We start from the raw sequence: 13,452 nt of genomic DNA on the forward strand, positions 1-13,452 counted from the left end.
GGTCAGTACCGGGCCGGCTCCCGGTACTCGTCGGGGCGCGGGTCGGCCGGGGCCGGCGGGAACGGGGGCGGCGGCGTCGCCTTCGCCCGGACCGTGTGCCGGGGGTCGTCGTCACCGAGTACCAGTTCGGGGTCGAACATGACGATGGCCGCGGCCAGTACGAGAACGATCAGCGGCCCCGCGATCATCGCGAGCAGGAACGACAGCAGGCCGATCGAGGACTGCGAGGTCACGGTGTCGGTGTGGTCGAGGTGGACGCTCACGGCGGCCATGCCGGTGTAGTGCATCCCGGTGACGGCGATCCCCATGACGAGGCTGGCACCGAGGCTCGACCGCAGCCCCCGGACGGTCATCGCCGCCCACAGGGCCGCGGTGGACGCGACCACGGCGATCAGGACGGACAGGACCACGGCCGTCGTGTCGTACTGAGTGGTGCCGTGCACGCGCATGGCGGCCATTCCGAGGTAGTGCATGGCCGCGACGCCCAGCCCCATGAGCACGCCCGCCGTGGCCAGGATCCTCGGCCTCGCCCCCCGGTAGCCGACCAGGAACACGCCCGCGGCGGTGACGACGACCGCGACCGCGAGGCTCAACAGCGTCAGCCGGGCGTCGTACTCGACGGCCGCGCCGTCCACGCTGAAACCGATCATCGCGATGAAGTGCATGGTCCAGATGCCGCAGCCGATGCACACGGCGCCCAGCGAGAGCCAGCCGGCCTTGCGGCCGCGCGGCCCCCGGCGCATGGACCGCACGGTGCAGCGCAGGCCCAGCGCCGACCCCAGACAGGCCATCAGATAGGCGGCGACGGGAGTCACCGCGCCGAAGTGGAAGTCGGTCACGGTGGCAGTCACGGCCCGATGCCCTTCTTGCTTGTAGTACTGGAACGCCGTCGGACGGTCCGGTCGGACACCGAGGGCGGAACGGGCCGTATCGAGCGATCCGCGCGCATTAATCAATCACATCTGGTCCGATGTCATGAACCTGGGACCTTGTGCCGTTCCTCACGGTAGGGGGACTCTCCGACGGATTGAGGGAGAAAGTCCTTCCCCGACGCCGGTCCGGCGGCAGCCGCGGGCACGACTCGCGCCCATCGAAATCCGCCGTGTGCCCCTGTGGTTGCCGCGCCTTGCGCGATGTATTGACAACCGATTTCAAAGGTCTTACTTTTCCGCCATCTGAGAGCGCTCTCAACCGGACCCCCCACGATCCCCGCAACGGTTCCGCCGCGACTCACTCCAGTGCCTCCCCCCGGGCTGTGGCGACCGCCGACGACGAGCCCGTCCCTCTCGACGACACGAGGTGCACCCCCATGCCAACTCCCCGATCACGGCCGGCTGCCGCGGTGGTCCTGGCCGCCGCGCTGGCGGCAGTGGGCCTCGGCCCGGCCGCGTCTCCGGCGTCGGCCGCCACCGTCCCCGTAGGAGCCGGGAGTTACTCCGACACCCGGCCGCCGGGCACGACCGGCCCCACGACCAACACCGGCGCGCCGGTCACCCCCAAGGTCACGCAGGCCGCCCAGGGCAGACCCGTGCCCACCAACGACTGGTGGTCCTCACTCGCCTTCCAGCGTTACGGCGACAACCCGTACTCCACGCCCATGTACGGCCACCCGCTCACCTACCAGGCCGTCTCCGGCGGACTGGAGGTCGGCTACCCGACCAGCCCCACCGTCGTGGGCGAGGGCCGCCAGTACGAGTACGCGCACAAGCGCGACCTCACCCTCGGCCTGAGCGGACTCAACTCGCCCGACACCAAGGCCGACGCCTGGTCCGACTGGACGGTCACCCCGTACTGGTCCGACGGCACCCGCACCCTGCGGACCACCATCGGCCACGGCATGCCCTTCGTCTACGCCCAGGGCTCCGGTGGCAACGCCCAGATCACCACCGCGGCCACGCCGACCGTCTTCTCCGACCAGGGCAACGCCGTCGGCATCACGGTCGGCGGCCACCACTACGCCCTCTTCGCACCGACCGGCAGCGACTGGAACATCTCCGGCACCACGATCACCGCCGGGCTCGGCGCCAAGGACTACTTCTCCGTCGCCGTACTGCCCTCCACCGACGCACTCGCGACCTTCCGCAAGTACGCGTTCAGCTTCGTCACCGGATCGCAGGTCGACTGGAGCGCCTCGGGCGGCACGGTCGGCGCCACGTACAAGCTCACCACCGAGGCCAAGGAGGGCACCGAACGCGGCACCCTCCAGGCCCTCTACCGCCACCAGTGGCTGCACACCACCGACACCCTCACGCCCTACACCTACGTCTCTCCCCGCGGCACCATGAAGGTCCGGGAAAGCGCCTCCTTCACCACTCGCCAGAAGGCCGCCCCGGTCCTGCCCGCGCTGCCGAAGACCAGCGCGGTCGACACGTCCCGGCTGCGCACCTACCTGTCCGAGGTCGCCAACTCCGCCGACCCGTTCTCCGGGGCCACGGACACCTACTGGACCGGAAAGGCGCTCGGCAAGCTCGCCCAACTGGTGCCGCTCGCCGAGCAGATCGGCGAGACCGCGGTCCGGGACAGACTCGTCGGCCTGCTCAAGGGCCGTCTGCAGGAGTGGTTCACCGCCGGCGGGGCGAGCGAGTTCTCGTACGACAAGGACTGGAAGACCCTCACCGGCTACCCCGCCTCCTACGGCAGCGACGCCGAACTCAACGACCACCACTTCCACTACGGCTACTACGTGTACGCCGCCGCGATCGTCGCCCAGTACGACGCCTCCTGGGCCGCGGACTCCGCCTGGGGCGGCATGGTCAAGACCCTGGTCCGCGACACCGCGAACCCGAGCCGCACCGACAGCGCCTTCCCCTTCCTGCGCGGCTTCGACGTCTACGCCGGGCACAGCTGGGCCTCCGGCCACCAGGGCTTCGCCGCCGGCAACAACCAGGAGTCCTCCTCGGAGTCCACCAACCTCAGCGCGGCGCTGGTCCTGTGGGGTTCGGCCACCGGCAACACCGAACTGCGCGACCTCGGCAGCTACCTGCTCGCCACCGAGGGCGAGGCGATCGCCCAGTACTGGTTCGACGCCGACCAGCAGGTCTTCCCCGGCTCCTTCACCCACGACACGGTCGGCATGGTGTGGGGCAGCGGCGGGGCCTACTCCACCTGGTGGACCGCGAACCCGGAGGAGATCCACGGCATCAACGTCCTGCCCGTGACCGCGGGCGGCTCCCCGCACCTGGCCGGGCACAAGGACGCGATCCGGCGCAACCTAGCGGAGCTGGAGCGCGAGAACGGCGGGCCCGCCGTCGAATGGCGCGACATCCTCTGGGAGTTCCAGTCGCTGGCCGACCCGGCCGCCGCGAAGGCGAAGTGGGACGCCGGCCACGCCGGATACACCCCGGAGCAGGGCGAGTCCAAGGCGCACACGTACCACTGGATCACCACCCTGGACGCCCTCGGCGCCCCCGACCCCTCGGTCACCGGCGACCTGCCCACGTCCGCGGTGTTCACCAAGAACGGCACCCGCACCTACGCCGCCCACAACCACGGCTCCACGGCCCGCACGGTCACCTTCTCCGACGGCAAGACGCTCGCCGTGCCCGCGCGTTCCACCGCGACCGGGACCGGCACCGACACCGGCGGCCCGGACCCGGACCCGGAGCCGCCCACCGGCAACACCTTCCAGCTCCGCTCCGGCGGCGCCCTCACCACGGCCACCGGCGGCACGGCCGCCAGCGACACCATCCCGTCGGCCGGGGGCGGCAACCACGACGGCACCCCGAACAAGCCCCTCGTCTACGAGGCCAAGGGCGTCAACGCCACCCTCAAGGCGGGCGCGTCCACCGCGTTCCGCCTCCCGGTGGACGCCCGCACCGCCGTCGGCCTCGGCCAGCAGGCGCGTATCAGCTACGACCTCACCGGCGACGGCACCTTCGACCGGACCGAGACCTACCGGTACTTCGCCACCGACCCGGTCACCGGCTGGGAGGAGTACGACCAGACCCGCGGTCTGAAGGCCGCGACCGGCACCCTCGGAAACCTGAGCGGGGGAACGGTGCGGCTGGAGGTCTGGAGCGCCATCGGCAACGGGAGCGCGCTGCTGCGCACCGGCGGCGACACGTCCGTGGTGGTCATTCCCTACGAATGACGCACCCGGCGGCCCCCGGCGGATGACGCGGCGGGTGCGGAGCTCCGGCCCCGCCCCCGCCGTTCGCCGTTCGTCGTTCGGGCCGAGCGCCCGCCAGTTCCGAGTGCCCGTCAGGCCGAGGCCCGGCGCACCAGCGTCGTCCGGGTGATCACGGAGGCGGGCACCTCCTCGCCGGGCGCGTCCAGCAGACGCATCAGCAGCTTGACCATGATCCGGCCCATGCCCTCGATGTCCTGGCGGACCGTGGTGAGCGCCGGCTCCGCGGCCCGGACCACGGAGGCCATGTCGTCGAAACCGACCACCGCGACGTCCTCGGGCACCCTCATCCCGCGCTCGCGCAGCGTGCGCAGCGCGCCCAGGGCCATCGTGTCGTTGGAGGCGAAGACCGCGTCGATCCCGGGACGCCGGTCCAGCAGCTCGCCCATCGCGCGGGCCCCGCTCTCCTCGGTGAAGTCGCCCTCGCACAGCAGCAGCGGATCGGCGTCGACCAGGACATCGCGGTAACCGTGGATCCGGTCCATCGCCGAGGTCTGGTCGCGGGGGCCCGTGATGTGCGCGATGTGCCCGCGGCCCAGACCGACCAGATGGCGTACCGCGTCCCGGGCACCGCCGCGGTTGTCGCAGTCCACCACCGGAATGCCCAGGTCCTCGCTCCCCGCCGGACGGCCCCCCAGCACCGCCGGCACACCGGCCCGGGCGATCAGGGACGGCAGCCGGTCGTCGTGGAGGGAGAAGGCGAGCGCGCCGTCGACGTGCCCGCCCCCCAGATAGCGTGCGATCCGCTCGTGGTCCTCGGGACCCTCCGCCCACAGCAGCACCAGCTGCGCGTCGTGCGCGGTCAGCTCCCGGCTGATCCCCCGCACGTGCTGCTTGAAGAACGGATCGGCGAACACCCGGAACTCGGGCTCCGCGATGATCACCGCCACCGCACCGGTCCGCCGGGTGACCAGGGTGCGGGCCGCGTGGTTGGGAACGTAGTCCAGCTCCTCGACCGCCCGGCGCACCTTGTCGGCCAGCGCGGGCCGCACTCCCGCGCCTCCGTTGACGACCCGGGAGGCCGTCGCACGGGAGACGCCGGCGCGCGCCGCGACGGCTTCCAGCGTGGGACGGGCCCTCACGGTCTGCTCCGACACGGTGGGCGCTCCTTCTACGTGCGTCTGCGAGGGATCCGGCGACTGTTCCGCCTGAATCCGTGTGCTTCACGATAGACGCAGGCGACGGCGCGCTGAGAGCGCTTCCACGGAGGGGGGGAAGGTCACGCCGGACGGGTGAGGCGCCCGGCCGGTCTTGGGCAGTCGGCCGGGGACCATCGCGACCGTCTCCGTGTCGTGCGCCTGAGCCGGCGGCTCGCGGAGGTCGCCCGTGACGGTCCGGCGACCGGTGCCCCGGCGCCGGGGGAACGAGTACGGCGCCGGGCCACGGGGATCAGGCCACCAGCGGAAGGAACGGGCTCGCGGTCCCGCTCCACGTCACGCTCAGACTCTCGCGAGCGCGTGTGCAGGCGACGAAGAGCAGGCAGCGCTCACGGAGCAGGTCGGCCTCGTGCTGGAGCGGGTCCGCCTCACGAGGGGTGATCTCCCGCGCGAACGGCACGGAGCCCTCGGCGGCGCCGAGCACGGACACCGCCCGGAACTCCAGGCCCTTCATGGAGTGCATCGTCGCCAGCCGTACGCCCTCCGTGCCGCTCGCGACCTGGCCCCTCACCCGTAGCACCGGGATGCCGGCGGCCCGCAGCTTGTCCTCGGCGGTGTCCAGGGAGAGGTTGAAACGTCCGCACACGCCGATCTCGTGCGGCGCGAGACCCTCGTCGAGCAGCGCGCGGACCCGTTCCACCAGCGCCTCGGTCTCCCCTTGCCGGGTGGCGTGTCCCCGTACCTCGGGGTGGCGGCCGCGGAGCAGCGAGCGGTACCCGGCCAGCGAGTCCGTCCCCTCGCCCTCGAGGGCGTCGACGGCGACGGGTGCGAGGAGGCGGGCGGACCAGGCGAGGATCTCCTCCGTGGAGCGGTAGTTGACGCGCAGGCGGAAGCTGCGGCCGGTCGTGGTGATGCCCAGTGAGCCGAGCGACACCCGGGAGTCGTAGATCCGCTGATGCGGGTCGCCGGTGACGAACAGGTCGTCGGGGCCGGGCCGGACGGCGGCGCGCAGCACACGCCACTGCGCGGGATGCAGGTCCTGTGCCTCGTCGACGACGACGTGGGCGTACGGGGCCGGCCGGTCGGTGAGGAGTTCCACCGCGCGGGCGCAGACGCGCAGGTGCGTGGTCTCCCCCCGGTCCCGCAGGAACTGTTCGAACCGCTCCACGCACCTCCACACCTCGCGGCGGCGGGTGGGTCCGAGGCCGGTGCCGCGGCCACGACGACTCGCGCCGAGGTAGGCGTCCAGGTCGCGGAGGTTCTGGCCGAGGACGACGTGCCGGTACTCCTGTGCCAGGAACTGGGCGGTGAACGGCAGGTCGAGCTGCTTGACCGCCTTCTCCCACAACTGCCGTTGTTCCCGGTCCCCGATCGGTTTCGGCGCTGCGGCCGAGCCGGCGCGCACGACGCCGTTCGCGAAGGCGTCGACCGTGGTCACGTCCACCCGTGCCAGCAGCCTCTCGTCCTCGTCGAGGAGCAGGCCGAGCATGTCGCGCAGTCCGGCGGCGAGCGCGTTCGTGTACGTGGTGAGCAGGACGCGGCCGTCCTCGGAGCGGCCGAGCAGGTGCTTGACCCGGTGCAGGGCGGCGACCGTCTTGCCCGTGCCGGGTCCTCCGGTGACCTGGACGGGCCCGCCGTGCGAGGCGCGGTAGGCCACGCGGCGCTGGGAGGGGTGCAGGAAGACCCGCCAGGCCGCGAACGGCTTCTCCAGCATCTCCTCCAGCTCCTGCGGTCCGGAGACCAGCCGGATGCGGGCCGGGGTGTTGGCGATCACGGTGGCCAGGTCCTCGACCGGTTCGGCGGGCGCGTCGGCGGGGCGGCGGACCGCCACCACGTCCCGGTAGACCTCCTCCGGGCCGAACCCCTCGGCGAGGTATTGGAGCACTTCCAGCTGGTCCTCCGGCAGGAGCGTGGCGAAGGCCTCCAGCTGTGCCTTGTCCACCAGGGACCGTGCGGCGCGCAGAACCTGGTCGTCGACACCGAGCTCGCGCAGTGTGCGGTCGGAGACACCCGCGAACAGCAGCCGGGGAGCGGTGCGTGCGGCTGTCTCGTACAGCGGCGTCAGCTCGTCCAGCGCGACGGCGTCGCGCACCTCCAGGGCGCGCGTGGCGGAGTTCGCGCTGTACAGGCGCTTCGCCGCCCAGGTGTAGGCGTCGTCGTGCGGCAACACGTTGACCAGGAGGAACGTGTCACTGCCGTCGTCCGGCGCGAGGACGACACCCCGCCAGAAGTCGGTGATGCGAATGGTGCGCATCCGCGGATCACGGGCCTTCTCCACGGACTCCAGGTGCAAGCCCTTGTCCGCGTTCAGTCCGGCGACGCTCATGGCCTGGAACTTCGCCATGGCCTTGCGTACCCCCGCTCGGACCGGCTTCTCCAGGGTGTCGTAGCCGTCCCAGAAGCTCTGGGTGAAGGCGAGCCGGGGCATGGGGGTTCCTTCCTTCCACCGGACGTTGTTCTCATGATCGCGGATGCGGGACGCCCTCGGCCAGCCGTGCGGCGATCTGCCCCAGGGCGGCGAGGAGTTGCCCCGGTTCACGGGAGAGGTCGAGGCTGTGCTGGTGGATCCGCATGCCCCGGCCGTCCGGTCCCGCCGCCGTTCCCCGCACCTCGTGGAAGCGCTCGGGGCGGCGTCCGGCCGCGTACACCAGGTGTGCCTCGCGCAGTCCGAGCACGGTGGCGTAGGTGAGCGCCTGGTAGAGGTCGGCGTTGAGGAGCCCGTCGGCCTTCTCCACTTTGTACTTGGCGTCGGCGACGGCGACCGGGGTGCGGCCGTCGCCGGTGTGTACGACGAGGTCCGGGCGCATCCGCACGAGGCCCGCGAGGTCGAGGTGGTGGACGTCCTGCGGGCGCGCCGTCAGGCCGTGCTCCCGCACGGCCTCGCGGAGGGCCACCGTGACGAAGTCCTCGAAGAGCCGGTTCATGTCGAAGAGGAAGCCGTCCACGGTGAGCGGGTCGGTCCCGCCCGGCCGGTGCTCCGGCGAAGTACCGCGCAGGACGGCCTCGGCGAGCCGCAGCGCCGGCTGGTACCGGGAGTTGAGGCGGGACGGCTGCCAACGTGGCAGTTCCCGCCCCCGGACCAGGGGCTGCGCGTCGGCCAGCCGTACCCGCTGGTGGGCCAGGCGCCGCCGGACGGGCCCGGGGACGCCGGGCAGTCGCAGCAACCGCTCCGTGGCGGCGCGCAGGAGGCGGTTCTCGGCGGTGTCGGCGGTGTACGCGTCGTAGGTGATCTCCACGGGCGGTGTACGGCCGAAGTGCCGGCGGATCTGCTCGGCCTCGCGCAGGCGTCCGCGGACGACCAGCGCGGACTCCTCCACTTCCCGGTAGCCCTGGAGGACGCCCAGCCGCAGCGCCCCGTCGATCTGCCGCTCCACGGCGTGGGCGAGCGCGGGGACGACGTCTTCGTACGCGCCGGTGTCGACGGTGCCCTCCCTGCTGTCGCGCCAGGCGCGGGCCGGGTCGAGGCTGAAGCCGAGGAGGAAGAACAGCCGGCTCACCGGCGTCTTGGGCGTGATCCGTACGACCGGACCGCCGGGCGTGCGCACCGCCCCGACCCGGCTGCCCGCCCTCAGCAGCCAGTGCCCGGTGCGGCCGGGGTCGGGGGTCGCGCTCCGAAGGATGCCGGAGGCGGCCAGCGCCCGCCCGGCCTCGGCACTCAGCCGCACGGAGACGGCCGGTCCGAACTCGCGCAGGGACACGTCGGATGCGGGCACCGTCACGGGAGCCGCTCGCGCAGGGAGTCGAGGCCGTAGCGGGCGGTGACGTCGATGCCCTCGCCGTAGTGGTGTTCCTCCAGCAGTGGCAGGATCTTCGTGCGCCAGGTCCTTTCGAGCCCGCCGTCGCGGTACACGCCCGGCTTCATCAGGTACGAGGGCCCGATGGCGAAGTCGGCGTCGTCTATCCGGGTGTTGAGGGCGTCGAGGAGGTGGGCGGGCTCCGGGTCCCTGCCCTCGCGCTCCAGCCAGCGCCCGAGCAGCCCGGCGGTCGGCTCGGTGCGCGGGGACAGCTCGACGAACGCGAAACGGCGCCGCATCGCCGCGTCCACGAGGGCGATCGAGCGGTCGGCGGTGTTCATCGTGCCGATCACGAAGAGGTTGGGAGGCAGCGGGAAGTCGTCCCCGGAGTAGGTGAGGCGGACGGACCGGTCCCGGTACTCCAGGAGGAAGTACAGCTCGCCGAAGACCTTCGCCAGGTTGGCACGGTTGATCTCGTCGATGATCAGGAAGTGCGGGATGTGCCGGTTGCCCTCGCGTGAGGCGAGGTCGGCCAGCTCCCGGAGCGGACCGGCCGTCAGCCGGAAGGCCACCTCGCGTGTCTCGGGGTCCTCCACGGGGCGGAAACCCTCGAAGAAGTCCTCGTAGGAGTACGAGGGATGGAACTGCACGATCTTGACCTGCTCCGGACCACCGCCGAGGTACTCGGCCAGCTTCATGGCCAGGTACGTCTTGCCGGTGCCCGGTGGGCCGTAGAACACCAGCTGCCGTTCGTCGACGAGGAGTTCCCGCATCTCGTCCAGCCAGGCCCGGTCATGGACGAGGAGGTCCTCGGCGAGTGCCTCGCTGATGTCCGGCAGCGACAGCTCTCGCGGCGCCGGCCGTTCGGCGGCGGGGTCCTCGCCGGGTGCCGCCGGGTCCGTGTGCCCGGGCGGCCCGGTGAGCTCGTCGAGTGCTTCCAGTACGCCGGTCAGGTCGACGACGTCATGCTGGACGGACAGCTTCTGCTGCACCTCCTCCGGCAGGTCCTCGTACGCGTGGCTCCGCGGCGACCAGGCGACGGCGCGCCGCAGATTGGACAGCCCGCCCGGCGACGAGGCCTGCACGGCCTCCCCGGTGATCCGCCCGATGTGCAGCCGTCCGTCACCTATCGCGGCGACGGTGTCACCGACGCGCATCTGCGTCAGGAAGGCGTGGAGTTCGTCGACGAGACCGCGCTTCTGGTTGTACGAGGCCGCCCCCTCGTACCCGTCCTCCACGAAGCGGCGCAGCGAGCTCTTGGTCGGGTCGGTCTCCTCCAGGGGCGGCAGGTGCGCGGCCGCGAGGGAGACGAAGCCCTCCGTCAGCCACAGTTGCCGCACCAGGTTGTGACCGGAGACGTTGGAGCCGCGCACCAGCCACGCCTTGCGCGGGGCGCGCCAGCCGGTGGACAGGTAGTCGGCGAGCGGATGGCCCTCCGCCGTGCGCCACGACTCGGGGCCGGAGGCGTCGTAGCCGTGGACGAGCGCCGCGGCGGCCGAGGACGAGTTGCACTCGATGTCCTGGGTCACCACCCACCGGCCCGGCGCCTGCGGGAGGTGGGCATCGGCCTGGACCTCGACCAGGACGCCGCTCTCCCGCAGTTGCGCCCGGTTGCGGCGGGCGTGGTCACCGAGCCCGGGCCACGCCTCGGCGGCCACCAGGGAACCTTCCCGCAGGACGAACTTGTGGGTGCCGTTGCCGCCGAACTCGGCGAGCAGGTGCCCGCGGGCCTCGCTGCCGTCCTGGGGAAGCTTGATGCGGAACTCAGGTGTTCCGGGCAGGAGTTCAAGTCGAGGCATGGGCGACCTTCCGGGACGCGAGGTCTGCGCTGAGGTTCTTCAGTCTACCTGTTGACGCTGTCAAGTGATTCGACCTCCGGTGAACACGCCCGTGTGTGCACCGGGCCCGTCGCTCCGTCACCGCCGGGACGGCAGGACGCTCGCGGCGCTCGAGGGGACGCGTACGTCCGCGAACTGGCCACGGCCCTTTTCGGCGAGGCGCCCGAGGAGCACGAGCTGGGTGTCCTGGGCTGCCCGGTCGCCGCGGTCCACGGCATCGCGCAGCGCGTCGCGAGCGGTCAGGACCTCCTTGCGGAGGGTCGTCGGGTAGGAGTCCTGTTCCGCGAGGGCGACCGTGATGACCGCCGTGCGGACCGCCGGGTCGAGCCCGGTCCACAGGTCCTCGGCCCGCTCCGTGGCGCTCCGCAGCGCGTCGACGCGCATGGCCCGTCGCGCGTCCATGACCGCGTCCGCCGCGGTCCGCAGCTCCGCCCGGACCGGCGGCGGCAGCAGCCCGCGCCCGTTCCGGGAGGCGAGGACGGCCTGGGCGTAGACAGCTCGCGCACGCTTGCACAGGCCGAGGGTGTCGCGGGCGGAGTCCAGCAGTCCGTCCAGGGAACGGCCCACGGCCGCCCCCCTGGCGAGCGCCGCCAGGTCCGTCTCCAGCTCGGTCAGCGTGTCGTGTTCGGCGGGGGTCAGCTCCCGTCGGTAGTCGGTCAGGAAGCCGGTGCACAAGGCGTGGAGTTCGGCTGCCTTCCGTCCGACGGTGGGCGAGACGGTACTGCGCAGGAGCCGGGCGCCCCGCTCCGGGCCGGAGGCGATCCGGTACCGCAGGTCGACGGTCCGGTCGGGGTCGAGCCGTACCTGGAGGGCGATCGGAACGTCGCCGCGGGTCTTCTCGACGCCCTGGCCGGTGTGGGCGCCGCAGAACTCGTTGCGCTCCGCGGAGCCCAGGTGCGGCCCCTCCCAGACACGGAACAGCACCGCCTCGTCGCGGTTCCTGCGTACCGCGAGGTCGTCCACCCGGTGCCATTCGGTCGGGTAAGGGGTCCCGGCGGGGAAGAGGACTTCGAGGGTGCCGTCCTTGAGTTCGAGTCCGATGTGCTGCGCCGTCACCTGCTGGGGAGGAGCGGTGCCGAAGTCGCCGCCGCAGAACGAGCAGGCGGTGAGACCGGGGCCGTTGACCATCCCGCAGCCCGGGCACTTCAGGCCGCCCGGGTCCATCGGTGCGTCGCAGTCGAGGCAGGCGGTGGCGGTGGCGGGGTTGTCGTCACGGCCGCATTCCGGACACTCCGTGCGGGTGACCGTCGCGGCGGCGGCCCGTAGTCCGGACAGGTCCGTCGCGCACACCGGGCAGGCGGCGGTCAGCTCGGGCGCGGGGACGTGACAGCCGGGGCAGTCCACCGTGGCCCGTCCGACGAGCGGGGTGCCGCAGCCCGGGCAGGCGTCCTCGGCGACGGGGATCCCCTCGATGGTGCAGGTCTCGGCGGGGCAGTCCAGCGTGTCCAGCAGGCCGGCCTCCACGGCGGCGCCGTGCGCGACGGCCAGCATGGGGTCCACCGCGTCCGACACCTTGTCCTCGCCGAACAGGCCCTGGAGGCCGCGCCGGACGGCCGGGACGCGGGTGGAGCCGCCGACCAGGAGGACCCGCTGGACGTCCTCGGGCAGGGCGCCGCTCTCCGTCAGCACCGCTTCGACCTTCTCCCGCATCCTGCGCAGGTGGTCGGTGAGGAGTTCCTCGAAGTCGGCGCGCCGCACCGTCCCCGACCAGGAACCGCCCTCACGCCCGAGCGGGGCGAGAGTCACGTCGGAGGCGTCCCGCGTGGACAGTTCGACCTTCGCGCGCTCGGCGGCCGCCCGGATGCGGAAGGCGTCGGTCTCGCCGCTGTGGTCGCGTCCGCCGAGCCGCCGGCGAAGGTGGCCGTCGAGCAGCGCGTCGAAGTCGGCGCCGCCGAGGAGGTTGTCACCGCCCAGCTTGCTCACCGAGAAGTAGCCGGGGCCCAGGGTCAGCATCGACACGTCGAAGGTGCCGCCGCCCAGGTCGAAGACGAGCATGCTGCTGGGCTCGGCCACGTCACCGCCCGGTCCGACCCCGAAGGCGTGCGCGGCGGCGGTCGGCTCCTCCACGGTCCGCGCCACGTGCAGACCGGCCAGCCGTCCCGCCTCGCGCACGGCGGCGAACTGCGGCTCGGCGAAGTACGCGGGCACGGTGATCACCGCACGCCGGAACGGCACGCCCGCGGCGTCCTCGGCGTCCCTCTTGAGCCGTCGGAGCAGTACGGCGGAGACCTGCACGGGGGAGAGGTAGTGCTCGCCCAGCCGGATCTCCACCGAGCCGTCGGCGGCGGCCCGGACGGGCGGCGCGTCGTCGGGCCGCGTGTCGAGCACCTCCTGCACCAGGGCGTCGTCCCAGCGCCGCCCGATCAGCCGCTTGACCTCGGTGATCACCGAACGAGGGTCTCCGCCACGCCAGTTGAGGGCCTCCTGGCCGACCAGCAGGATGCCGCTCGCGTCGACCCCGACAGCCGACGGGGTGGCCTGTTCGCCGTGCCGGTTGGGCAGGACGGCGGGCACACCGCCGTGCAGCCACGCCGTGACGGAGTTGGTCGTACCGAGGTCGATGCCGAGGGTCCGGTGCATGGAGGAGTGCTTCCTGGTCGTCGCGGAGTGGTGTGGACGGGAGGTGCGGTGCGGGCACCGGGCGATACCGGCACCGG

The 13,452-nt window shown here is 72.3% G+C and carries 7 protein-coding genes; 1 reads left to right on the forward strand and 6 read right to left on the reverse strand.

Annotation, left to right across the window (positions count from 1 at the left end; genetic code table 11):
• Positions 1-2: 2 nt before the first annotated feature.
• Positions 3-851 carry an MHYT domain-containing protein gene (locus tag ACH4NX_RS19210; protein ID WP_398129322.1) on the reverse strand — a complete coding sequence of 283 codons (849 nt, stop codon included), beginning with the start codon at positions 849-851 and terminating at the stop codon, positions 3-5.
• Between the two features lie 458 nt (positions 852-1,309).
• Between ACH4NX_RS19210 and ACH4NX_RS19215 the strand changes: the two genes are divergently transcribed.
• On the forward strand, positions 1,310-4,090 hold the full coding sequence (locus ACH4NX_RS19215; RefSeq protein ID WP_398129321.1) for a glycosyl hydrolase: 2,781 nt from the start codon (positions 1,310-1,312) through the stop codon (positions 4,088-4,090).
• A gap of 110 nt (positions 4,091-4,200) precedes the next feature.
• Here the strand turns inward: ACH4NX_RS19215 and ACH4NX_RS19220 are convergent, their stop codons facing one another.
• From ACH4NX_RS19220 to ACH4NX_RS19240, 5 genes are all read right to left on the reverse strand, one after another.
• Entirely contained in the window at positions 4,201-5,223 is a 1,023-nt protein-coding gene (locus ACH4NX_RS19220; protein ID WP_351391473.1) for a LacI family DNA-binding transcriptional regulator, read from the reverse strand.
• Between the two features lie 292 nt (positions 5,224-5,515).
• Positions 5,516-7,651, reverse strand: coding sequence for a UvrD-helicase domain-containing protein (locus ACH4NX_RS19225; protein WP_398129320.1), 2,136 nt, complete (start codon positions 7,649-7,651; stop codon positions 5,516-5,518).
• A gap of 31 nt (positions 7,652-7,682) precedes the next feature.
• Positions 7,683-8,942 carry an McrC family protein gene (locus tag ACH4NX_RS19230; RefSeq protein WP_398129319.1) on the reverse strand — a complete coding sequence of 420 codons (1,260 nt, stop codon included), beginning with the start codon at positions 8,940-8,942 and terminating at the stop codon, positions 7,683-7,685.
• Complete coding sequence (locus ACH4NX_RS19235) at positions 8,939-10,756, reverse strand: DUF4357 domain-containing protein (RefSeq protein WP_398129318.1); 1,818 nt, start codon at positions 10,754-10,756, stop codon at positions 8,939-8,941. Before ACH4NX_RS19235 ends, ACH4NX_RS19230 begins: the two co-directional genes overlap by 4 nt.
• 117 nt (positions 10,757-10,873) lie before the next feature.
• On the reverse strand, positions 10,874-13,375 hold the full coding sequence (locus ACH4NX_RS19240; protein WP_398129317.1) for an Hsp70 family protein: 2,502 nt from the start codon (positions 13,373-13,375) through the stop codon (positions 10,874-10,876).
• Positions 13,376-13,452: the final 77 nt, after the last annotated feature.

The sequence above is a fragment of the Streptomyces sp. NPDC017225 genome (genome assembly GCF_044331465.1).
GTDB lineage: Bacteria > Actinomycetota > Actinomycetes > Streptomycetales > Streptomycetaceae > Streptomyces.

Excerpts from the sequence above, each read along its gene's own strand:
- ACH4NX_RS19215 (WP_398129321.1), top strand. The coding sequence starts at position 1,310 with ATGCCAACTCCCCGATCACGGCCGGCTGCCGCGGTGGTCCTGGCCGCC.
- ACH4NX_RS19225 (WP_398129320.1), bottom strand. The coding sequence starts at position 7,651 with ATGCCCCGGCTCGCCTTCACCCAGAGCTTCTGGGACGGCTACGACACC.
- ACH4NX_RS19235 (WP_398129318.1), bottom strand. The coding sequence starts at position 10,756 with ATGCCTCGACTTGAACTCCTGCCCGGAACACCTGAGTTCCGCATCAAG.
- ACH4NX_RS19240 (WP_398129317.1), bottom strand. The coding sequence starts at position 13,375 with ATGCACCGGACCCTCGGCATCGACCTCGGTACGACCAACTCCGTCACG.